Genomic DNA, 23,031 nt, shown 5'->3' with positions numbered 1-23,031 from the left:
TTCCTCCTTACAGAAACATCAGGAAATACATCAGAAACACGTTAACCAACAGCAGCACAATACCGGTCGGCACCTGCGCTTTGATCACCGCATTTTTATCCGGCAGTTCCAGCAGCGCCGCAGGCACGATATTAAAGTTTGCCGCCATCGGCGTCATCAGCGTTCCGCAGTAGCCGGAGAACATGCCGATTGCCGCCATCACCGCCGGGTTCCCGCCATGTTGCAGCACCAGGATTGGAATCCCAATCCCCGCCGTCACAATCGGGAATGCGGCAAAGGCGTTCCCCATCACCATCGTCAGTAGCGCCATACCGATGGTGTAGACCGCCACTGCGATAAAACGGCTATCGACGGCAAGATATTCCTGGGTGAGATACGAAATTCCGCTGCCGACGCCTGCCGCGGTAAATAACAGCCCTAACGTGGCGAGGATCTGCGGCAAAATGAACGCCCAACCGATGGAATCCAGCAGACGACGCGCTTCCTGAATCGGCTGGTGCACCTTCTCATGCGTCATCTTTATCGCCATCCCCAGACCAATTAATGACCCCGCAGTCATGGAAAACAGCGTCACCAGCGTGGCGTGATTGCCCGGCCCGAACAGCGCCTCCTGCAATCCGGGAACATGGTTGAACATAAGCACGCCGATCACCGTGACCACCGGGATCGCCAGCGCCGGATAAAACAGGCGGTTGCCCAGACGACTGGCGCTTTCCTCACGCTGTTCGCGAGTTCGCTGGTGATAGCTTCCGAGCTTCACGCCGCCGAAACCGGCAATCAGCGCCATCACCACCACCGCCCCACCGACGGCGATGTTAACCATGCGTTTGTCGCCCACCAGCTGATAAGTCCAGTCGCCGAGCAGGAACAGTACGCCATAAACGCCCCAGAATAACCCCGTCGTCAGGCGACGCGGGTTGGCTTTGTCCTGCCACGACATGACGGCGACAATCAACAGCACCACACCGGCCAGCCAATAGAGATAGCTTTGTTGAAAATTCATTTCGCCTCTCCTTTGCTCATCGCCGCGCTGACTTTCGCCACCTCACGTTGCAGATAATTGTCCAGACGCCACAGGCGCGCGCCGTGAATCAGAAAAGCGCAGATCGCCGTCGGAATCCCCCACAGCGCAATATGCAGCGGCTCGGTCTGAATCCCGCCGGACTCCAGCATGAAGTTGTGCATAAAGATGATGGCGCCAAAAGCCACGAAAATGTCTTCGCCAAAAAACAGCCCGACGTTATCGGTGGCTGCTGACATTGCCCGCAGCCGGTAGCGAACCGTGCCTGGCAGTTCCCCGTGTATTTTCTCTGCCGCCCCTTCCGCCATCGGCGCCAGCAACGGACGCACCATTTGCGGATGGCCGCCGAGACTGGTCAGCCCCAGCGCTGCCGTCGCTTCGCGGACAAACAGATAGACAATCAGCAGACGTCCTGCTGTGGCGCTGCGGATTTTCGCGATCCACGCCTGCGCGCGCTCTTTGAGCCCGTGGCGTTCCAGCAGACCGATAACCGCCAGCGGAATCAGCAGAATAAAGGGCAGGTTACGGGTATTGAGGAACCCTTCACCCAGTTTTTCGAGGATCGTGGCGATCGGCATCTGCGCCGCCAGTCCCGTGACGATCCCGGCAATAATGACCACTAATACCGGGTTAAAGCGTAAAAGAAATCCAGCCACAATGACGGCGATACCCATCAGTGGCCAGAGAGAAATTGCGTCTCCCATGATCCGTTCCTGTCAGTCGTGTTGCGTTGTTTTTATTTGCACAGCGCCTCTTCGGGCACTGTGTCAGCCTGGTTATTGGTTATGCCATAATCCTGATACTGCGTTCTTCAAACGCCGCGCGCAAACGACGGGCAAAAGCGAGTGCGTGCTCGCCGTCGCCGTGAATACATACCGTTTGCGCCACAACGTTCGCCCATTCACCGGTAATGCTTTTCACTCTACCGGATTCCACCATGCCCAGCGTTTGCGCCAACGCGTGCTCTTCGTCTTCTACCAGCGCGCCCGGCTGGGTTCGCGGCACCAGGCTGCCGTCAGCCTGATACCCCCGATCGGCAAAAACTTCCTGACGCGTCGTCAGGCCATAATGCTCGCCTGCGCGGATCAGTTCGCTGCCCGCCAGCCCGACCAGAATCAGCGACGGATCGCAGGCATGTACCGCTCTGGCGATGGCATCCGCCAGCTGTGGATCTTTCGCCGCCTGGTTGTACAACATACCGTGCGGTTTGACATGACGCATAACGCCGCCTTCCGCGCGGGCTATCGCCGCCAGCGCGCCGATCTGGTACAGCGTCTGGCCATAGACGGTTTCCGGCGGTAACGTCATGGCGGTGCGGCCAAAGTTTTCCCGATCCGGGAAACTGGGATGCGCGCCAATCGCTACGCCGTTTTTCAGCGCTTCGCGCACGCTCGCCAGCATGGTTTGCGCATCGCCCGCGTGAAATCCGCAGGCGATGTTGGCGGATGACACCAGTTGCAGTAACGCCGCATCGCTGGCGCACCCTTCTCCTAAGTCTGCGTTAAGATCAATGTTCATCGTTGAGTCGCCATGTTAACTGTTCCAGATAACGCTGCTGGTCGTGACGCGCCTTAAGCGCCTCCTCCAGCGTACACTGAACAAAATGGATCGGTTGCCCGAGAGGGATCTGCGCCAGATGATACATATCCGCCTCAATGATGCAGGCGATACGCGGGTAGCCGCCAGTGGTCTGGGCATCGTTCATCAGCACGATCGGCTGACCATTATGCGGCACCTGAATAACGCCCGGCAGCAGTCCGTGCGACAGTAACTCACGTTCGGTGGTACGTTTCAGCGGTTGCCCCTGCAAACGATAGCCCATACGGTTACTTTGCGGGCTAAGCTGCCACGGCGAGCGCCAGAACGCCTCCTGCGAGGCCGCTTCAAACTCCTGGTATTCCGGGCCAGGCAACGCGCGAATCCGGTTCCCCCACAGCAGCTGTTTAACGCCCTGCGGGCCGCTGAACTGGCGTTCTGACCTTCCTGTCGCCAGCCGATCGCCATCTTTTAACAAGCGCCCTTCCAGCCCGCCAATGCCGACCTTCAGGTCGGTACTGCACGACCCCATCACTTCAGGCACGTCAATGCCGCCTGCCACGGCCAGATAGCTGCGCATTCCGTGGAGCGGGCGCTTCAGCGCCAGACGCTGCCCCGCTTTCACCGGCAGCCGCCAGCCGGTCCAGACCGGTTGGTCGTCCAGACGGGCCTCGCACCCGGCGCCGGTCAATGCAAACCAGCCGTCGGATTCAAATTCCACCACCAGTTGGCCGAGCGTAATCTCCAGCGCCGGAGCACTGGCGTCATTCCCCACCAGCAGGTTCGCGATATGCAGCGCCGGTTTGTCCAGCGCGCCGCAATGGCTAATACCGGACTGACGATAGCCGTGTCGTCCCCCATCCTGCACTGAGGTGTACATACCCGCGCGAATAATGTTCAGCATACCCCCTCCTTCTGCGGGACAAAGCGTATGGTGTCGCCCGGACGTAACAGGATGGGCTCATCCCGCTGTGGGTCGAACAGCTTCAGCGGCGTATGGCCGATTAGTTGCCAACCGCCCGGCGTTGGCAGAGGGTAAATCCCGGTTTGCGGGCCGCCAATCCCCACGGAACCCGCCGGAACAATCAGGCGCGGTTCTGCCCGTCTTGGCGTGTGCAATTGTTCCGGTAAGCCCCCGAGATACGGGAAGCCCGGCTGAAAACCTAAAAACCAGACGACGTACTCTACTGAAGCGTGCAGTTCAACCACCTGCTTTTCGCTTAATCCGCTGTGTCGCGCCACCTCCGCCAGATCCGGGCCGCCCTCGCCGCCGTAGGTCACGGGAATTTCGATAAAGCGTGAATCAGGCTCCAGCGCCTCGCTCTCTTCCCACCAGCGCTGCAAACGTTCAATCGCATCCAGCGCCAGCGTCTGCGGCTCGCGCAGGATCACCGTGATATTGTTCATACCCGGAATTGCTTCAACAACATTCGGCATATCGACCAGACGCTGCGCCAGTCGCCAGATGCGTTTCTGGGATGCCAGCGTGACCGGCGGTTCAAGCTCCAGCACCACTGCCGTTTCACCTAACAGATAACAACGCGCTCGTTGCACTTTCGTCCCTCTCGTGTTTTATGCGTTATGCCGGATTAGGAATATCAATAAAGGTCACATCCAGACTCGTATTTTCAGTCAGCCATTCGCTTAACGCGCGAATACCGCCGCGCTCGGTGGCGTGGTGTCCGGCGGCATAGAAATGCAGCCCCTGTTCGCGGGCGGAGTGAATCGTCTGTTCAGAGACCTCGCCGGTAATAAACGCATCCACGCCAAAGCGCGCGGCGCTGTCGATAAAACTTTGCCCGCCACCGGTACACCAGGCCACACGCTGCACTTTTTCCGGCCCGGTATCGCCGCACCATAACGGTTTACGTCCCAGGCGCGCTTCAATCCACGAGGCCAGTTCCAGCCCCGGCACCGGCATTGATAACTCTCCCCACGGCACCAGCGGCTCGATTTCTCCCATCACGGTAATGCCGAGCAGCGCCGCCAGCTGCACGTTGTTTCCCAGTTCCGGGTGCGCATCCAACGGCAGATGCCAGCCATAGAGGTTAATGTCATTCGCCAGCAGCGTTTTCAGCCGGTTGCGTTTCATACCGCGAATGACCGGAGATTCCCCTTTCCAGAAGTAACCATGATGAACGATGACCGCATCAGCCTGCTGGCGTACCGCTTCATCCAGTAAGGCCTGGCTTGCCGTCACGCCGGTCACGATTTTTTGCACCGTCTCTTTGCCTTCGACCTGTAAGCCATTCGGCGCGTAATCGCTGATGGCCGCGCTGTTCAGCTTTTCATTGATCAGTTGTTCCAGTTCGGTGTTTTTCATCATCGCTCCCTTCTTCATATGTGCACTACGTTAAAATAGCGTTCTCCCGTCACTTCGTCGATAGCCATTTCTTCGACACATTGAGAAACAATCACGCCGTTTTAAGACGCAAAATGCTTACCCTTACTCGATCTGATTCATGTATATTTATGCAATCAGACAGCATATTGCAAAAATAATCAGATCTGTATCGAAGTTATAACTTTAAGGAAACACACTCACGTCGCGGATTTCTTTTGCGGTGTGACATCCATCCCGGAATCACAATGAATAAACCATCTTCTCAACCGCGCGCCATTTATTACGTCGTCGCACTGCAAATTTGGGAATACTTCAGCTTTTACGGCATGCGCGCCCTGCTGATTCTCTATCTCACCAACCAGCTAAAATACGACGATAACCATGCGTATGCGCTGTTCAGCGCTTACTGTTCGCTGGTCTATGTCACCCCGATTCTCGGCGGGTATCTGGCGGATAAAGTGCTTGGTAATCGCATGGCTGTCATGCTGGGAGCATTTTTGATGGCCGTTGGGCATCTGGTGCTGGGGGCGAGTGAAATCGCGCCGACCTTCCTTTATTTGTCGCTGGCGATCATCGTCTGCGGTTACGGTCTGTTCAAATCCAACATCAGTTGCCTGTTGGGTGAGCTGTATAAACCGGAAGATCCACGCCGCGACGGGGGATTCTCACTGCTGTATGCCGCCGGTAATATCGGCTCGATCGTTGCCCCTATCGCCTGTGGTTATGTTCAGGAAGAGTACAGCTGGGCGATGGGTTTTGCGCTGGCCGCCATCGGCATGATCGCCGGGTTAATTATCTTCCTGTACGGCAATCGCCATTTCGCCCACACCACTGGGGTGAATAAAGCCGCGCTGCACGCCAGAACGTTTGTTCTGCCCAACTGGTGTTGGCTGCTGGTGCTGTTAGTTGCCGCACCGCTGCTGATCACGGTGCTGTTCTGGAAAGAATGGTCGGTCTATGCGCTGATTGTCGCCACCGTCATTGGTCTTGCGGTGCTGACAAAAATCTACCGTCAGGCACAAACGCAAAAACAGCGTAAAGAGCTGGGGCTGATTGTGGTTCTCACCTTCTTCAGCATGTTGTTCTGGGCGTTCGCCCAACAGGGCGGCAGCTCCATCAGTTTGTACATCGACCGATTTGTGAACCGTACGATTCTGGGTTACGAAGTACCGACGGCAATGTTCCAGTCAGTGAATGCCTTCGCGGTCATGCTGTGCGGCGTGGTGCTGGCCTGGCTGATTAAGGAGAGTATGGGCGGCAACCGTACCGTGCGGATCTGGGGGAAATTCGCCCTGGGTCTCGGTTTAATGAGCGCCGGATTCTGCATTCTGACCGTAAGCGCCCGGTTATCTGCCGCCTACGGTCACTCTTCTATGCCACTGATGATCTTAGGGTTGGCGGTAATGGGTTTTGCCGAGTTGTTCATCGACCCGGTCGCAATGTCGCAGATTACACGTATTGAGATCCCTGGCGTGACGGGCGTTCTGACCGGTATCTATATGTTGCTCTCCGGCGCAATCGCCAACTATCTGGCTGGCGTCATTGCTGATCAGACCTCGCAGAGCGCGTTTGATGCAAGCGGCGCGATCAACTACGCCATCAATGCCTATATCGATGTGTTCGACCAGATAACCTGGGGAGCGCTGGCCTGCGTGGCGCTGGTACTGTTGATTTGGCTGTATCAGTCACTCAAATTCAGAAACCGCCCGCTGGCGGTTGAGTCCTGAATGACATTACGCCCGGTGGCGCTACGCTTACCGGGCCTACAGTGTGGCTCTATTCTGTAGGCCGGATAAGGCATCGCCGCCATCCGGCATAACGTATAAAAAAACCGCCACATTTCTTACGCCCGGGGGCGCGGCGCTTACCGGGCCTACAGTGCGGCACTATCCTGTAGGCCGGATAAGGCATCGCCGCCATCCGACCGCCACATTTCTTACGCCCGGTGGCGCTACGCTTACCGGGCCTACAGTGTGGCACTATCCTGTAGGCCGGATAAGGCATCGCCGCCATCCGGCATAATGTATAAAAAAAACCGCCACATTTCTTACGCCCGGTGGCGCTACGCTTACCGGGCCTACAGTGTGGCACTATCCTGTAGGCCGGATAAGGCATCGCCGCCATCCGGCATAATGTATAAAAAAACCGCCACATTTCTTAGGCCCGGTGGCGCGACGCTTACCGGGCCTACAGTGTGGCACTATCTGTAGGCCGAATAAGGCATCGCCGCCATCCGGCATAACGTATAAAAAAACCGCCACATTTCTGTTGGCGGTTTTCTCGGACGATGCTGTATATCAGTAGAAATCGCAGGTCACTTTTTCTGCCTGCTCCATCCACACCGGTTTATCGCTGGTTTTCGACCAGACGCGATGCAGATAGCTGTAAAAACGAGCACGGTCTTTCCAGAACAACATGACCGGCAGCGCCAGAACCCCAGCCACAACGGCGAGAGTGCGGCGTAACAAAACAACATGAGCTGGATATTCTTTATAGAGTTCCATACTTTTCTCCCCTTTATCTGGCCGGTAATCATCACCGGTAAAGTCAAATTGGTTATCTGCTGAAAATAGTACCGCTTTGCGTGTAATTTTACTACTCATCCGACCACTTATTTTTGTCTATTTAAGCTTTATTTACATTCGCCCTGTAATTAAGTTACATAAAAGTTAAATTAATACTAATCATTAGTTAAATGATGGTCTTTTCCATTTTTATACTTTTTTTACACCCTACGCGCCGATTTTTGCGAAATCTTTGCAGGCAAAAAATTACCCTCCGCATATCAGAAGAAAAACCACTGGAGGTGCACCGTGAGTGCAGGCGTAATCATCGGCATCGTGCTGATTTTCTTACTTTTGGGTTACCTGGTGTATGCCCTGATTAATGCGGAGGCATTCTGATGGCGGCCCAGGGATTTTTACTGACAGCCAGTTTTTTACTGATCCTGTTCGTGCTCGCCCGCCCTTTAGGCGTGGGTCTGGCGCGACTTATCAACGACATTCCCCTGCCAGGCACCGCCAGCGCAGAGCGTCTGCTATGGCGCGGGTTGGGGATACCGACGCAGGAAATGGACTGGAAACAGTATCTGCTGGCCATTCTTACCCTGAATCTGTTGGGTCTGGCAGTGCTGTTTCTGATGCTGTTGGGGCAAAACCTGCTGCCGCTGAACCCGCAGCAGTTGCCTGGTCTTTCCTGGCATCTGGCGCTCAATACGGCCATCAGTTTTGTCACCAATACCAACTGGCAGTCCTACGGCGGGGAAACCACCTTAAGCTACTTCAGCCAGATGGCGGGACTGACCGTACAGAACTTCCTGTCGGCGGCTACCGGTATCGCGGTGATCTTCGCCCTGATCCGCGCCTTTACGCGCCAGAGCATGAATACGCTGGGCAACGCCTGGATGGATTTGGTGCGCATTACGCTGTGGATCTTATTGCCGCTCGCCCTGTTAATCGCCCTGCTTTTCATCCAGCAGGGCGCACTGCAAAACCTGCTGCCCTATCAATCGTTCACCAGTGTTGAAGGTGTGAAACAGCTTTTACCGATGGGGCCGGTAGCTTCACAGGAAGCCATAAAGATGCTCGGCACCAACGGCGGCGGGTTCTTCAACGCCAACTCATCGCATCCGTTTGAAAACCCGAGCGCATTAACCAACATGGTACAGATGCTGGCGATCTTTTTGATTCCCGCCGCGCTTTGCTTTGCCTTTGGCGATGCGTCAGGCGATCGCCGTCAGGGGCAGATGCTGCTGTGGGCGATGTCGTTCATTTTCGTGGTCTGCGTCGCCGTGATGATGTCGGCGGAAGTTCAGGGCAATCCTCATCTGCTGAAATTTGGCGCCGACAGCAGCCTCAATATGGAAGGCAAAGAGAGCCGCTTTGGCGTGCTGGTCAGCAGCCTGTTCGCCGTCGTGACCACGGCGGCCTCCTGCGGGGCGGTTATCGCTATGCATGACTCTTTTACCGCGCTGGGCGGCATGGTGCCAATGTGGCTGATGCAAATCGGCGAAGTGGTTTTTGGCGGCGTCGGTTCGGGTTTGTACGGCATGCTGTTGTTCGTATTGTTAGCCGTATTTATCGCCGGGCTGATGATTGGCCGCACGCCAGAATATCTGGGTAAAAAAATCGACGTGCGCGAAATGAAAATGACCGCTCTGGCGATTCTGATTACCCCGACGTTGGTATTGCTCGGTACGGCGCTGGCGATGATGACCGAAACCGGCCGTAGCGGAATGCTCAACCCCGGCCCACACGGTTTTAGCGAAGTGCTGTACGCCGTCTCTTCGGCGGCCAACAACAACGGCAGCGCCTTTGCCGGTCTGAACGCCAACACGCCCTTCTGGAACTGCCTGCTGGCCTTCTGCATGTTTATCGGTCGCTTCGGGGTGATTATCCCGGTCATGGCAATTGCCGGATCGCTGGTCGGTAAAAAGCGCCAGCCGGCCAGCCCCGGCACACTGCCGACGCACGGCGCGCTGTTTGTCGGCCTGCTGATCGGTACGGTGTTGCTGGTGGGCGCACTGACCTTTATTCCTGCGCTGGCGCTTGGGCCGGTTGCTGAACACCTCTCTTTATATTGAGCGAAGCGGAGTACATGGTGATGAGTCGCAAACAACTGGCGCTGTTCGAGCCCTCCCTGGTCGCTCAGGCGCTGATCGAGGCCGTGAAAAAATTAAGCCCACATACCCAGTGGCGCAATCCGGTCATGTTTATTGTCTGGATCGGCAGTCTGCTGACGACCCTTATCACGGCGGCGATGGCAACCGGGCAGATGCCAGGTAATCCCCGGTTTACTGGCGCGATAAGCCTCTGGCTGTGGGTTACCGTCCTGTTCGCAAACGTTGCCGAAGCGCTGGCGGAAGGTCGCAGCAAAGCGCAGGCCAGCAGTCTGAAAGGGGTGAAGAAAACGGCATTTGCCCGCAAACTGCGTGAACCAAAGTATGGCGCGCAGGCGGATCGCCTCCCTGCCGATGAGCTGCGTAAAGGGGATATCGTCCTGGTTGAAGCGGGCGATATTATTCCCTGCGACGGCGAGGTCATTGAAGGCGGCGCATCGGTGGACGAAAGCGCCATTACCGGTGAGTCCGCGCCGGTGATTCGTGAATCTGGCGGCGACTTTGCCTCAGTGACCGGCGGAACACGTATTCTCTCCGACTGGCTGGTCATCGAATGCAGCGTGAATCCTGGCGAAACCTTCCTTGACCGGATGATCGCGATGGTGGAAGGCGCGCAGCGCCGTAAAACGCCAAACGAAATCGCGCTGACCATTCTGCTGATTGCCCTGACTATTGTCTTTTTACTGGCAACCGCCACGCTCTGGCCCTTTTCCGCCTGGGGCGGCCATGCCGTTAGCGTGACGGTGCTGGTCGCCCTGCTGGTTTGCCTGATCCCTACCACTATCGGCGGATTACTTTCGGCGATCGGCGTCGCCGGGATGAGTCGAATGCTGGGAGCAAACGTCATCGCCACCAGCGGGCGGGCGGTGGAAGCCGCAGGCGACGTGGACGTCCTACTGCTGGATAAAACCGGCACCATCACTCTCGGCAACCGTCAGGCCTCGGACTTTCTGCCCGCTCAGGGCGTGGATGAAAAGACGCTGGCCGACGCGGCGCAACTCTCTTCGCTGGCCGACGAGACGCCGGAAGGCCGCAGCATCGTCATTCTCGCCAAACAGCGTTTTAATCTGCGCGAGCGCGATGTGCAGTCGCGCCATGCCACCTTTGTTCCCTTTACCGCGCAAAGCCGGATGAGCGGCATCAACATTGATAACCGAATGATCCGTAAAGGTTCCGTGGATGCCATTCGCCGCCACGTTGAAGCCAGCGGCGGTCACTTCCCTGCTGACGTGGAGCAAAAAGTGGATAGCGTCGCCCGTCTTGGCGCCACGCCGCTGGTGGTGGTGGAAGGTTCCCGCGTGCTGGGCGTTATCGCGCTGAAAGATATTGTCAAAGGCGGGATTAAGGAACGTTTTGCCCAGTTGCGCAAAATGGGCATCAAAACGGTGATGATCACCGGCGACAACCGCCTGACGGCCGCGGCGATTGCCGCCGAAGCCGGTGTGGATGATTTCCTGGCGGAAGCCACACCAGAAGCCAAGCTGGCGTTGATCCGCCAGTACCAGGCTGAAGGTCGCCTGGTGGCGATGACTGGCGACGGAACCAACGATGCACCGGCGCTGGCGCAGGCTGATGTGGCGGTGGCAATGAACTCCGGTACTCAGGCAGCGAAAGAAGCCGGTAACATGGTGGATCTGGATTCCAACCCGACCAAGCTGATCGAAGTGGTGCATATCGGTAAACAGATGCTGATGACGCGCGGTTCGCTCACCACGTTCAGTATCGCCAATGACGTGGCGAAATATTTCGCCATCATTCCGGCGGCGTTTACCGCGACGTACCCGCAGTTGAATACGCTGAACATTATGCGTCTGCATTCGCCGGATTCCGCAATCCTCAGCGCGGTGATCTTCAATGCGTTGATTATCGTTTTTCTGATCCCGCTGGCATTGAAAGGGGTGAGCTATAAGCCGCTTTCGGCCTCTGCCATGCTGCGCCGTAATCTGTGGATTTACGGCCTGGGTGGTCTGGTTGTGCCGTTTATCGGCATTAAAGTGATTGATTTACTGCTGACTCTGCTGGGTCTGGTGTGAGGTTTATAATGAGTGGATTACGTCCTGCATTATCAACGCTGGTGTTTCTGACGCTGCTAACCGGCGGCATTTACCCGCTGCTTACCACCGCGCTGGGGCAATGGTGGTTCCCGCATCAGGCTAACGGCTCACTGATTATTGATGGCAGTCTCGTGCGCGGCTCTGCGCTTATCGGGCAGAATTTTACCGCCGACGGCTATTTTCAGGGACGCCCGTCAGCAACGGCGGAAATACCCTATAATCCCATGGCTTCCGGCGGCAGTAATCTGGCGGTCAGCAACCCGGAGCTGGATAACCAGTTGCAGCAGCGGGTGAAGGCGCTGCGGGCCGCTAACCCGGACGCCAGCACGACGATTCCGGTGGAACTGCTCACCGCCTCCGCCAGCGGGCTGGACAATAACCTGACGCCAGCGGCGGCGGCGTGGCAGATCCCGCGCGTCGCCAAAGCGCGAAATCTCAGCGTTGAAGCCGTGACGCAGTTGGTCGCAGAATATACGCAAAAGCCGCTGGTCAGTTTTATCGGCCAGCCAGTGGTCAATATCGTGGAACTCAATTTAGCGCTGGATAAGCTCTGATGGTTAATGAAGAACCGCTACGCCCTGACCCCGATCGCCTGCTGGAACAGACCGCCGCACCACACCGGGGAAAACTGAAAATCTTCTTCGGCGCCTGCGCAGGCGTTGGGAAAACCTGGGCGATGCTGGCTGAGGCGCAGCGACTGCGGGCGCAAGGGCTGGATATTTTGACGGGTGTCGTGGAAACCCACGGGCGTAAAGAGACCGCCGCGCTGCTGGACGGCCTCAGCATCCTGCCGCTAAAACGGCAGACGCGTCACGGACGCCATCTCAGCGAGTTCGATCTCGACGCGGCGCTGGTCCGTCGCCCGGCGCTTATTCTCATGGACGAACTGGCGCACAGTAATGCGCCAGGCTCGCGCCACCCTAAACGCTGGCAGGATATAGAAGAACTGCTGGAAGCGGGTATTGACGTCTTTACCACCGTCAACGTCCAGCACCTGGAAAGCCTCAACGATGTGGTCAGCGGCGTGACCGGCATTCAGGTTCGAGAAACCGTACCAGACCCCTTCTTCGATGCCGCCGACGAGGTGGTTCTGGTCGACCTGCCGCCTGACGATCTGCGAGCGCGTCTGAAAGAGGGCAAGGTGTACATTGCCGGCCAGGCTGAACGCGCCATTGAGCACTTCTTTCGCAAAGGCAATTTGATCGCCCTGCGTGAACTGGCGCTGCGCCGCACGGCCGACCGGGTGGACGATCAAATGCGCGCCTGGCGGAGCCATCCAGGCGAAGAGAAAGTGTGGCATACCCGCGACGCCATTCTGCTGTGCATCGGGCACAACACCGGCAGTGAAAAACTGGTGCGTGCCGCCGCGCGGCTGGCTGCCCGCCTCGGCAGCGTCTGGCACGCGGTGTATGTCGAAACCCCGGCGCTGCATCGCCTGCCGGAAAAGCAGCGGCGCGCCATCTTGAGCGCCCTGCGTCTGGCGCAGGAGCTGGGCGCAGAGACCGCCACGCTTTCCGATCCCGCCGAAGAAAAAGCGGTTGTGCGTTACGCCCGGGAACATAATCTTGGCAAAATTGTGCTGGGGCGTCCGGCAACGCGACGCTGGTGGCGCAGAGATTCGTTTGCCGATCGCCTGGCGAAACAGGCGCCGGATCTCGATCAGGTGGTCGTCGCCCTTGATGATCCCCCGACTCGCCCGTTGAATCAGACACCGGATACCCGTGCCTTCAAAGATAAGTGGCGGGTGCAGATACAGGGCTGCCTGGTCGCGATCGCCCTTTGCGCGGTGACCACCGTCATCGCCGTACAGTGGATGGTCGCCTTTGATGCCGCTAACCTGGTGATGCTGTATCTGCTGGGCGTGGTGATTATCGCTCTGTTTTATGGGCGCTGGCCCTCGGTAGTGGCAACCTTTATTAACGTCGCCAGCTTCGATCTCTTTTTTATTGCTCCTCGCGGCACGCTTGCCGTTTCCGATGTGCAGTATCTGTTGACCTTCGCCGTGATGCTGACGGTGGGGCTGGTGATCGGTAACCTGACGGCGGGCGTACGCTATCAGGCGCGGGTTGCCCGCTATCGGGAACAGCGCACGCGCCATCTGTACGAGATGTCCAAAGCGCTGGCGGTGGGGCGAAGCAGGCAGGATATCGCCGCCACCAGCGAACAGTTTATCGCTTCCACGTTTCAGGCCCGCAGCCAGGTGTTATTGCCGGATGAAAACGGCACACTGATGCCGCTGACCCACCAGCAGGGCATAACGCCGTGGGATGACGCCATCGCCCGGTGGAGCTTTGACAAAGGCCAGCCGGCCGGGGCGGGCACGGATACCCTGCCCGGCGTGCCGTATCAAATTTTACCGTTAAAAAGCGCCGATAAAACGCATGGACTGGTGGTGGTCGAGCCGGGGAATCTTCGTCAGTTGATGATCCCGGAGCAACAGCGGCTACTGGAAACATTCACCTTGCTGGTCGCCAGCGCGCTGGAGCGTCTGACGCTTACCGCCAGTGAAGAGCTGGCCCGACTCGCCAGCGAGCGCGAGAGCATTCGCAATGCCCTGCTCGCCGCCCTCTCCCACGACTTACGCACGCCGCTGACGGTGCTGTTTGGTCAGGCGGAGATTTTAACCCTGGATTTGGCAAGTGAAGGATCGCCACATGCGCGCCAGGCCAGCGAAATCCGCCAGCACATACTCAACACCACCCGGCTGGTGAATAACCTGCTGGATATGGCGCGCATCCAGTCCGGTGGATTTAATCTTAAAAAAGAGTGGCTGACGCTGGAAGAGGTTGTCGGCAGCGCCCTGCAAATGCTGGAGCCGGGGCTATCCCACCCCATTAACCTGTCGCTGCCAGCGCCGCTGACGCTGGTACACGTTGACGGCCCGCTGTTTGAACGGGTACTGATCAACCTTCTGGAAAACGCCGTCAAATACGCCGGTTCGCAGGCGGAGATCGGCATTGATGCCCATATTGAAGACGAACATCTTCAGCTTGACGTCTGGGATAATGGCCCCGGCATTCCTGACGGGCAGGAGAAAAGCATCTTTGATAAATTTGCCCGGGGAAATAAAGAGTCTGCCGTACCGGGCGTTGGGCTGGGGCTGGCTATTTGCCAGGCGATTGTTGAAGTGCACGGTGGAACGATTTCCGCCCACAATCGCCCGCAGGGCGGAGCCTGTTTCCGTGTTACACTCCCGCAGGAAACTGCGCCTGAACTTGAAGATTTTCATGAGGATATGTGACCAACGTTCTGATTGTTGAAGACGAACAGGCTATTCGCCGCTTTCTGCGCAGCGCGCTGGAAAGCGACGGGCTGCGCGTGTACGAAGCAGAGACGCTAAGCCGTGGGTTGCTGGAAGCCGCCACGCGGAAACCCGATCTCATCATTCTTGATCTTGGCCTGCCTGACGGCGACGGCATCGATTTTATTCGCGACCTGCGACAATGGAGCGCAATTCCGGTGATTGTGCTTTCTGCTCGCAGCGAGGAGAGCGATAAAATCACTGCGCTGGATGCAGGCGCCGATGACTATCTGAGTAAACCCTTCGGCATTGGCGAACTACAGGCGCGCTTACGCGTGGCGCTGCGCCGTCACGCCAGCGGCTCTTCTTCTGACCCCATCGCGCACTTTTCCAGCATAAAAGTGGACTTAGCAGCACACCTTGTCCACCGTGATGAAGAAGAAATTCACCTGACGCCGATTGAGTTTCGCCTACTGGCCGTGTTGCTGAATAATGCGGGCAAAGTGCTCACCCAGCGGCAGCTGTTGAACCAGGTCTGGGGCCCGAACGCCGTCGAGCACAGTCACTATTTGCGTATTTATATGGGTCACCTGCGACAGAAACTGGAGAAAGATCCCGCCCGCCCCCGCCATTTCATTACCGAAACCGGAATCGGTTATCGTTTTATGCCATGAATGGTTATTCATTTTTTTTAATTAATTCCTAAATATCATTTTTATCATTAACCACACTGCAAATAATGTATTTTGCAGTGTAAGCTCATTCCTTAAAAAATATAAAAATACAAACCCATAACATATAAACAACAATACGATATCTTATCGTGTGATATGCATAAACAACGACTAAATATTTTAGAAATGATCGTTTTTTATTGATCTTCTTCACAGATCAGGCTCATTTACTGGATAAAATACCCTCACCTTCCACTTATCCAGTAAAGGTAACCAAAATGGAAAATAATAGCCGTACAATGCCCCATATAAGGCGGACAACTCATATTATGATGTTTGCTCACCGTAACAGCTTCGACTTTCATTTCTTTAATGCCCGTTAGTCTTTCGACTAAGGGCACTCCAGCATACAGGTCTTCCTGACCCCTTGTATCGCAGGCTAACGCCTGTATCTCGTGGTGCTCACACTGCATAACCCTGTTTTACCTGTGACCGGAAAGGTTAGGGTTTATTGCATCTTCTAAAAAGCAATTTACTGATTTATTTATCAGTGGCGTCGTATTGCTTTTTTTCCGGAGCTATCAGTTTCTCATTCGAGAAATTGAGGACCTGCTATTACCTGAAAATAAAGAGATGAAAATGTCTGAATTAAAAATTGCCGTCAGTCGTTCCTGCCCTGATTGTTTTTCTACACAGCGCAGTATCGTTAATGTTGATGAAAGTAATTTCATTGATGTTGCCGCTATCGTGTTATCCATCAATGATATTGAACGAGGTAAACTCGATGAGATTGATGCGACGGGCTACGGTATTCCCGTGTTTATCGCGACACAAAATGAAGAGCGCGTTCCGGCAGAATATCTGCCGCGGATCTCGGGCGTATTCGAACATAATGAAGCCCGTAACGCCTTCTATGGCCGCCAACTGGAGACCGCTGCCAGCCACTATGAAACGCAACTGCGCCCGCCGTTCTTCCGGGCGCTGGTGGACTACGTAAACCAGGGCAACAGCGCATTTGACTGTCCGGGGCATCAGGGTGGTGAATTCTTCCGCCGTCACCCCGCAGGGAACCAGTTCGTTGAGTACTTTGGCGAAACGCTTTTCCGCTCTGATTTGTGTAACGCCGACGTGGCGATGGGCGATCTGCTTATCCATGAAGGCGCGCCGTGCATCGCGCAACAACACGCCGCGAAAGTGTTCAACGCCGATAAAACCTACTTTGTGCTGAACGGCACCTCATCGTCAAACAAAGTGGTACTTAACGCGCTGCTGACCCCAGGCGATCTGGTGCTGTTCGATCGTAATAACCACAAATCGAACCACCACGGCGCGCTGTTGCAGGCGGGCGCGACGCCGGTTTATCTGGAAACCGCGCGCAACCCGTACGGCTTCATCGGCGGGATCGACGCCCACTGCTTTGAAGAAGGCTATCTGCGTGAACTGGTCAGCGAAGTGGCGCCGCAACGCGCGCAAGACGCCCGCCCGTTCCGCCTGGCGGTGATCCAGTTAGGCACCTACGACGGCACCATCTATAACGCCCGTCAGGTGGTGGATAAGATTGGTCATCTGTGCGACTACATCCTGTTTGACTCCGCATGGGTCGGCTACGAGCAGTTTATTCCGATGATGGCCGATTGCTCGCCGTTGCTGCTGGATCTGAACGAGAACGATCCGGGTATCCTGGTCACGCAGTCTGTTCACAAACAGCAGGCCGGTTTCTCCCAGACCTCGCAGATCCACAAGAAAGACAGCCATATCAAAGGTCAGTCTCGCTATGTGCCGCATAAACGTATGAATAACGCGTTCATGATGCACGCCTCCACCAGCCCGTTTTACCCGCTGTTCGCCGCCCTGGACATCAACGCCAAAATGCACGAAGGCGTCGGTGGCCGTAACATGTGGATGGACTGCGTGGCGAATGGCATCAATGCTCGTAAGCTGATCCTTGATAACTGCCATCACATCCGTCCGTTCGTGCCGGAATTGATCGACGGCAAACCGTGGCAGTCTTACCCCACGGCGGAGATCGCAAACGACCTGCGCTTCTTCCACTTTGTGCCGGGCGAACACTGGCATGCCTTCGAAGGCTACGCCGAACACCAGTACTTTGTTGATCCGTGCAAACTGCTGCTCACGACGCCGGGCATCAATGCGCGCAACGGCGAATACGACACCTTTGGCGTTCCGGCGACCATCCTTGCCAACTTCCTGCGTGAAAACGGCGTGGTGCCGGAAAAATGCGATCTCAACTCGATCCTGTTCCTGCTGACGCCAGCGGAAGACATGGCGAAATTGCAGCAACTCGTCGCCCTGCTGGTGCGCTTTGAGAAACTGCTGGAAGCCGATGCGCCGCTGGCTGACGTTCTGCCGTCAATTTATAAGCAGCATGAAGCGCGTTATGCCGGCTACACCCTGCGTCAACTGTGCCAGGAGATGCACGATCTGTACGCACGCCATAACGTGAAACAGCTGCAAAAAGAGATGTTCCGTAAATCCCATTTCCCACGCGTCAGCATGAACCCGCAGGATGCCAACTACGCCTATCTGCGCGGTGAAGTCGAACTGGTTCGCCTGCCGGACGCGGAAGGACGGATCGCGGCAGAAGGCGCGCTTCCGTATCCGCCAGGGGTTTTGTGCGTTGTTCCGGGGGAAATCTGGGGCGGTGCGGTGCTGCGTTATTTCAGCGCGCTGGAAGAAGGGATCAACCTGCTGCCGGGCTTTGCGCCTGAACTACAGGGCGTTTACATCGAAGAACACGACGGCCGTAAACAGGTGTGGTGCTACGTCATTAAACCGCGCGAAGCACAGAACACCCTGCTGAAAGGGGAAAAATTATGAGTAAAGCCAAATCCAATAAAATGGGCGTCGTTCAGCTCACCATCCTGACAATGGTCAATATGATGGGCTCCGGGATTATCATGCTGCCCACCAAACTTGCAGAGGTCGGCACCATCTCGATCATCTCGTGGCTGGTGACTGCCGTTGGTTCAATGGCGCTGGCATGGGCTTTCGCCAAATGCGGGATGTTCAGCCGTAAATCCGGCGGTATGGGCGGCTACGCGGAGTATGCCTTTGGTAAGTCCGGCAACTTTATGGCGAACTACACCTATGGCGTTTCGCTGTTGATTGCCAACGTCGCTATCGCCATCTCCGCCGTCGGCTACGGCACCGAGCTGTTCGGCGCCACGCTGTCACCGGTGCAGATCGGTCTGGCGACCATCGGCGTGCTGTGGCTGTGCACCGTTGCCAACTTCGGCGGCGCGCGCATTACCGGGCAAATCAGCAGTATCACCGTCTGGGGCGTGATTATTCCGGTTGTCGGTCTGTGCATCATCGGCTGGTTCTGGTTTAGCCCGACGCTGTACGCCAACTCCTGGAACCCGCATCACGTACCGTTCTTCACCGCCGTCGGTTCTTCTATTGCGATGACGCTGTGGGCCTTCCTCGGTCTGGAATCTGCCTGCGCCAACGCCGAAGTGGTGGAAAACCCGGAGCGTAACGTACCGATTGCGGTATTAGGCGGTACGCTGGGCGCGGCGGTGATTTACATCATCTCCACCAACGTGATTGCCGGGATCGTACCGAACATGGATCTGGCCAACTCCACCGCGCCGTTCGGTCTGGCGTTCGCACAGATGTTTACCCCGGAAGTCGGTAAAGTGATCATGGCGTTAATGGTGATGTCCTGCTGCGGTTCGCTGCTGGGCTGGCAGTTCACTATCGCCCAGGTCTTCAAATCCTCGGCGGATGAAGGTTATTTCCCGAAAATCTTCTCTCGCGTAACGAAAGTGGATGCGCCGGTTCAGGGGATGCTGACCATCGTGATTATCCAGAGCGGATTATCGCTGATGACCATCAGCCCATCGCTGAACAGCCAGTTCAACGTGCTGGTTAACCTGGCGGTGGTGACAAACATTATCCCGTACATTCTGTCGATGGCCGCGCTGGTGATCATTCAGAAAGTGGCAAATGTTCCGTCGTCAAAAGCCAAAACGGCGAACTTCGTGGCATTCATCGGCGCGCTGTACAGCTTCTATGCGCTGTATTCCTCCGGTGAAGAAGCGATGCTGTACGGCTCCATCGTGACCTTCCTCGGCTGGACGCTGTATGGACTGGTATCGCCGCGCTTTGAGCTGAAAAACAAACACGGTTAAAAAAAAGCCCGGTGGCGCTAACGCTTACCGGGCCTACGATCGTTGTTGTAGCCGGGCAAACGCAGTACCGCCCGGCACACAAACCGCACTTACGCGTTTTTCAGCACTTCGCTGACAATCTCAACCGCTTCTTTTTCGATCTGCTTGCGGTGTTCCTCGCCAAGGAAACTTTCGCAATAAATCTTATAAGCGTCTTCCGTACCAGAAGGCCGCGCGGCAAACCAGCCGTTGTCGGTCATCACTTTCAGGCCGCCAATCGACGCGCCGTTACCCGGCGCCGCCGTCAGACGCGCGGTGATCGGATCGCCCGCCAGCGTGCTGGCGCTCACCATTTCTGGAGAGAGCTTAGACAACGCGGCTTTCTGCGCAGACGTTGCGCTTGCCTGCAAACGGTTATAGCTCGGCGCGCCAAAGCGGGCCGCCAGCTCGTTGTAGTGCTCCTGCGGGTTCTTCCCGGTGACGGCCGTGATTTCCGCCGCCAGCAGGCACATGATGATGCCGTCTTTATCGGTAGACCACGGCGTGCCGTCGAAACGCAGGAAAGACGCCCCGGCGCTCTCTTCGCCGCCGAAGCCGAAGCTGCCGTCGAACAGACCGTCGACGAACCATTTAAAGCCGACCGGCACTTCCACCAGTTTACGCCCCAAATCGTTCACTACGCGGTCGATCATCGCAGAGGAAACCAGCGTTTTACCGACCGCCACCTCTTTGCCCCACTGCGGGCGGTGCTGGAACAGATAGTTGATCGCTACCGCCAGATAGTGGTTCGGGTTCATCAGTCCTGCCGGAGTCACGATGCCGTGGCGGTCATAGTCCGGGTCGTTGGCGAACGCCAGATCGAACTTATCACGCAGCGCCAGCAGACCCGCCATCGCGCACTCGGAGGAACAGTCCATACGGATTGCGCCGTCTTTGTCGAGATGCATAAAGCGGAACGTCTGGTCAACATGATCGTTAACGATAGTCAGGTTCAGGTTGTAGTGCTTAGCAATACGCTTCCAGTATTCGATACCGGAACCGCCCAGCGGATCGACGCCCAGCGTCAGGCCCGCTTTCTGAATCGCCGCCATATCGACGATATCCGCCAGCCCTTCAACGAACGGCTGCACCAGATCCTGCTCTTTAACGTGGCCTGAGGCCATCGCCGCATCCAGAGAGATACGCTTCACGCCCTTCAGACCGTCAGCCAGCAGCGCGTTGGCCCTGTCTTCCACCACTTTGGTGACGTTGGTATCCGCCGGGCCGCCGTTTGGCGGGTTGTACTTAATACCGCCGTCTTCCGGTGGGTTGTGAGATGGCGTGATCACGATGCCATCAGCCAGCGGGCCGCCTTTTTTATTGTGAACCAGGATAGCGTTAGAAACGGCAGGCGTTGGCGTGAAGCCATTGTTTTCCTGCACGATGACATCAACACCGTTCGCCGCCAGCACTTCCAGTACAGAGATAAATGCCGGTTCAGACAGCGCGTGGGTATCTTTGCCCACATAACAAGGACCAGTGATACCGTTTTTTGCACGCTCTTCCGCAATCGCCTGGGCGATCGCCAGGATGTGCGGCTCGTTAAAACTATGACGACCTGCGCTACCGCGATGCCCGGACGTACCGAACTTCACGGCGTGCTCTGCATTCCCTGCTTCGGGTTTCAGTACATAGTACTGTGCCGTCAGTTGGGCGACGTTAATCAAATCACTCTGTTGCGCAGGTTGACCTGCACGGTTGTGGATTGCCATTGCCTGGTCCTTTTAATGCAAGGATTAAATTGTTCCGCAAACCTTCTCAATCAATTCCGCCGGGAATTGCATTGACTGCATGATGTGTTCAACCATGCTGCATTTACGGCCGGTGTTGGTGTTGGTAATCACCCAATACGGCGTGCCGGGCACATGTTTCGGTTTGGTTTGATTACCATTTTTCAGCAGCGTTTGTTCATCAGCCGCAAAATAGACACGCGTACGGCCATGCAACGACTCCGTTGCTTCGGCAAACGCACGATTATCCAGTGAGTAGAGTGTAGACAGCACCAGCATGAAGCGGTTTACCGCTTTCTTCTGCTCCGCGTACTCGTCGGAAAGCAGCAGTTCACGCATGGCGCGGACTTTATCTTTTACGGGGTTGACGGGCTTCGCTTCCACGATAGCAGGTTGCGCGACGCGAACCTCTTTCGCCGCCGGAGTGACAGGCTGTGATACGGCGGAAAACTTCAACATGCGCCGTAAAATGTCGGATGCGCTCTCGCCAATATGCTTGGTGTGGCTGGCAATATAGCTATAGAGTTCATCATCAACTTCAATCGTTTTCATCTTAATCCAGTGCGGTGTCTTATCTGAATACAAGTCGTTGGGATTACCTGCACGTAGTGTAAAGGCAAATTCCAACAGCGGATAGCGTCAAACCTGGCTGACGGAAAAACTCGGAGTAAACCGTAGTTGTTGCAGCCCTGTGGCAGAATAGTCAACATAATACCCTAACCCGACAGAGCGAAAAAAAGAACTTTGCCATGAAATTGAATATCCGAGCGCAAACTGCACAAAACCTGCACAATAATTCTCCCATCGTCCTCGTTCACGGTTTGTTTGGCAGCCTGGACAACCTCGGCGTGCTGGCGCGCGACCTGGTGACCGATCACGATATCATTCAGGTTGATATGCGCAACCACGGTCTCTCCCCTCGCGATCCGGTGATGGACTACCCGGCAATGGCGCAAGATTTACTGGATACCATCGATGCCGAAGGCATTGAGAAAGCCACCTTTATCGGCCACTCCATGGGCGGTAAAGCGGTAATGGCGCTCACCGCGCTGGCGCCGGAGCGTATTGACCAGTTGGTCGCGATCGACATCGCGCCGGTCGATTACCACGTTCGCCGCCACGATGAAATCTTCGCCGCCATCAATGCCGTCACCGACGCGGGCGCCGAAACCCGTCAACAGGCCGCCACCGTTATGCGTCAACATCTGCAAGAAGAAGGCGTCATCCAGTTTCTGCTGAAATCGTTTATCGACGGCGAATGGCGCTTTAACGTACCGGTGTTGTGGGAACAGTATCCACATATTGTGGGCTGGGAGACCATTCCAGCCTGGGATCGCCCGGCGTTGTTTATCCCCGGCGGCAACTCGCCTTATGTGACCGAAGCATATCGTCACGATCTGCTGGCGCAGTTCCCTCAGGCGCGAGCGCACGTCATCGCCGGAGCGGGCCACTGGGTTCACGCGGAAAAACCCGATGCGGTGCTGCGCGCCATTCGTCGCTATCTGGCAGATAAGGCCAACTGATTAAAAACTCAGCGTCCGCGCGCGATTACGTCCGCGGGCGTTGGCGTGTCTGCCTTGCTGATGTATGATGGCGCGCTATCCATCCGGGCAGACGCCTGGCTGATTGTTTCCCCGAAGT

At 56.4% G+C, this 23,031-nt stretch carries 20 protein-coding genes; 11 read left to right on the top strand and 9 right to left on the bottom strand.

Translation table 11 applies throughout. From position 1 onward, the window contains the following. Positions 1 to 7: 7 nt before the first annotated feature. The 6 genes from OGX81_RS05565 to ybgI form a co-directional block, all read right to left on the bottom strand. On the bottom strand, positions 8 to 1,003 hold the full coding sequence (locus tag OGX81_RS05565) for a DUF979 domain-containing protein (RefSeq protein ID WP_012133294.1): 996 nt from the start codon (positions 1,001 to 1,003) through the stop codon (positions 8 to 10). After that, a complete protein-coding gene (locus OGX81_RS05560) occupies positions 1,000 to 1,725 on the bottom strand; it encodes a DUF969 domain-containing protein (RefSeq protein ID WP_012133295.1) in 726 nt (241 codons plus the stop codon). Before OGX81_RS05560 ends, OGX81_RS05565 begins: the two co-directional genes overlap by 4 nt. A gap of 79 nt (positions 1,726 to 1,804) precedes the next feature. Then, positions 1,805 to 2,539 carry a 5-oxoprolinase subunit PxpA gene (gene pxpA / locus OGX81_RS05555; protein WP_049009860.1) on the bottom strand — a complete coding sequence of 245 codons (735 nt, stop codon included), beginning with the start codon at positions 2,537 to 2,539 and terminating at the stop codon, positions 1,805 to 1,807. Then, positions 2,529 to 3,461: a 5-oxoprolinase subunit PxpC gene (pxpC, locus tag OGX81_RS05550; protein ID WP_012133297.1), complete on the bottom strand. Its 933-nt coding sequence runs from the start codon at positions 3,459 to 3,461 to the stop codon at positions 2,529 to 2,531. The genes pxpA and pxpC overlap by 11 nt, the downstream gene beginning before the upstream one ends. Beyond that, on the bottom strand, positions 3,455 to 4,111 hold the full coding sequence (gene pxpB, locus OGX81_RS05545; RefSeq protein WP_047458123.1) for a 5-oxoprolinase subunit PxpB: 657 nt from the start codon (positions 4,109 to 4,111) through the stop codon (positions 3,455 to 3,457). Before pxpB ends, pxpC begins: the two co-directional genes overlap by 7 nt. Positions 4,112 to 4,136: 25 nt before the next feature. Further along, positions 4,137 to 4,880, bottom strand: a complete 744-nt coding sequence (gene ybgI, locus OGX81_RS05540; protein WP_024130534.1) for a radiation resistance protein YbgI — start codon at positions 4,878 to 4,880, stop codon at positions 4,137 to 4,139. Positions 4,881 to 5,146: 266 nt separating this feature from the next. Between ybgI and OGX81_RS05535 the strand changes: the two genes are divergently transcribed. Further along, on the top strand, positions 5,147 to 6,628 hold the full coding sequence (locus OGX81_RS05535; protein ID WP_104868916.1) for an MFS transporter: 1,482 nt from the start codon (positions 5,147 to 5,149) through the stop codon (positions 6,626 to 6,628). A 570-nt stretch (positions 6,629 to 7,198) separates the two neighbouring features. Here the strand turns inward: OGX81_RS05535 and OGX81_RS05530 are convergent. Then, entirely contained in the window at positions 7,199 to 7,405 is a 207-nt protein-coding gene (locus OGX81_RS05530) for a YbfA family protein (protein ID WP_024130535.1), read from the bottom strand. A 309-nt stretch (positions 7,406 to 7,714) separates the two neighbouring features. Here OGX81_RS05530 and kdpF point away from each other — a divergent pair, with 309 nt between their 5' ends. From kdpF to potE, 9 genes are all read left to right on the top strand, one after another. Further along, positions 7,715 to 7,804 (top strand): K(+)-transporting ATPase subunit F, encoded by a 90-nt coding sequence (kdpF, locus tag OGX81_RS05525; RefSeq protein ID WP_042285393.1) that lies wholly within the window; start codon positions 7,715 to 7,717, stop codon positions 7,802 to 7,804. Continuing rightward, entirely contained in the window at positions 7,804 to 9,483 is a 1,680-nt protein-coding gene (gene kdpA, locus OGX81_RS05520) for a potassium-transporting ATPase subunit KdpA (protein ID WP_104868918.1), read from the top strand. Before kdpF ends, kdpA begins: the two co-directional genes overlap by 1 nt. Before the next feature lie 20 nt (positions 9,484 to 9,503). Then, a complete protein-coding gene (gene kdpB / locus OGX81_RS05515) occupies positions 9,504 to 11,552 on the top strand; it encodes a potassium-transporting ATPase subunit KdpB (RefSeq protein ID WP_104868919.1) in 2,049 nt (682 codons plus the stop codon). An 8-nt stretch (positions 11,553 to 11,560) separates the two neighbouring features. Then, entirely contained in the window at positions 11,561 to 12,127 is a 567-nt protein-coding gene (gene kdpC / locus OGX81_RS05510) for a potassium-transporting ATPase subunit KdpC (RefSeq protein ID WP_104868920.1), read from the top strand. Then, positions 12,127 to 14,814, top strand: a complete 2,688-nt coding sequence (kdpD, locus tag OGX81_RS05505) for a two-component system sensor histidine kinase KdpD (RefSeq protein ID WP_104868921.1) — start codon at positions 12,127 to 12,129, stop codon at positions 14,812 to 14,814. Before kdpC ends, kdpD begins: the two co-directional genes overlap by 1 nt. Beyond that, a complete protein-coding gene (gene kdpE, locus OGX81_RS05500) occupies positions 14,811 to 15,488 on the top strand; it encodes a two-component system response regulator KdpE (RefSeq protein ID WP_104868922.1) in 678 nt (225 codons plus the stop codon). Before kdpD ends, kdpE begins: the two co-directional genes overlap by 4 nt. Before the next feature lie 278 nt (positions 15,489 to 15,766). Then, positions 15,767 to 15,871 (top strand): leader peptide SpeFL, encoded by a 105-nt coding sequence (speFL, locus tag OGX81_RS05495; RefSeq protein WP_114149115.1) that lies wholly within the window; start codon positions 15,767 to 15,769, stop codon positions 15,869 to 15,871. Between the two features lie 256 nt (positions 15,872 to 16,127). Beyond that, entirely contained in the window at positions 16,128 to 18,326 is a 2,199-nt protein-coding gene (gene speF, locus OGX81_RS05490; RefSeq protein ID WP_049009856.1) for an ornithine decarboxylase SpeF, read from the top strand. Continuing rightward, positions 18,323 to 19,642 (top strand): putrescine-ornithine antiporter, encoded by a 1,320-nt coding sequence (potE, locus tag OGX81_RS05485; RefSeq protein WP_012133311.1) that lies wholly within the window; start codon positions 18,323 to 18,325, stop codon positions 19,640 to 19,642. The genes speF and potE overlap by 4 nt, the downstream gene beginning before the upstream one ends. An 89-nt stretch (positions 19,643 to 19,731) precedes the next feature. On the opposite strand, the gene pgm is transcribed toward potE, so the two are convergent. Together pgm and seqA are read right to left on the bottom strand one after the other, a co-directional pair. Beyond that, positions 19,732 to 21,372, bottom strand: a complete 1,641-nt coding sequence (pgm, locus tag OGX81_RS05480) for a phosphoglucomutase (alpha-D-glucose-1,6-bisphosphate-dependent) (RefSeq protein ID WP_012133312.1) — start codon at positions 21,370 to 21,372, stop codon at positions 19,732 to 19,734. 24 nt (positions 21,373 to 21,396) lie between these two features. After that, a complete protein-coding gene (gene seqA, locus OGX81_RS05475) occupies positions 21,397 to 21,942 on the bottom strand; it encodes a replication initiation negative regulator SeqA (RefSeq protein ID WP_047458147.1) in 546 nt (181 codons plus the stop codon). Positions 21,943 to 22,139: 197 nt separating this feature from the next. Here seqA and ybfF point away from each other — a divergent pair, with 197 nt between their 5' ends. Continuing rightward, on the top strand, positions 22,140 to 22,913 hold the full coding sequence (gene ybfF / locus OGX81_RS05470; RefSeq protein WP_049009846.1) for an esterase: 774 nt from the start codon (positions 22,140 to 22,142) through the stop codon (positions 22,911 to 22,913). Positions 22,914 to 23,031 lie beyond the last annotated feature (118 nt).

The sequence above is a fragment of the Citrobacter sp. CK206 genome (genome assembly GCF_030333125.1).
Lineage (GTDB): Bacteria > Pseudomonadota > Gammaproteobacteria > Enterobacterales > Enterobacteriaceae > Citrobacter_B > Citrobacter_B koseri.
The sequence above is the reverse complement of the archived record's forward strand: the minus strand, read 5'-3'. Positions and strand labels throughout refer to the sequence as shown.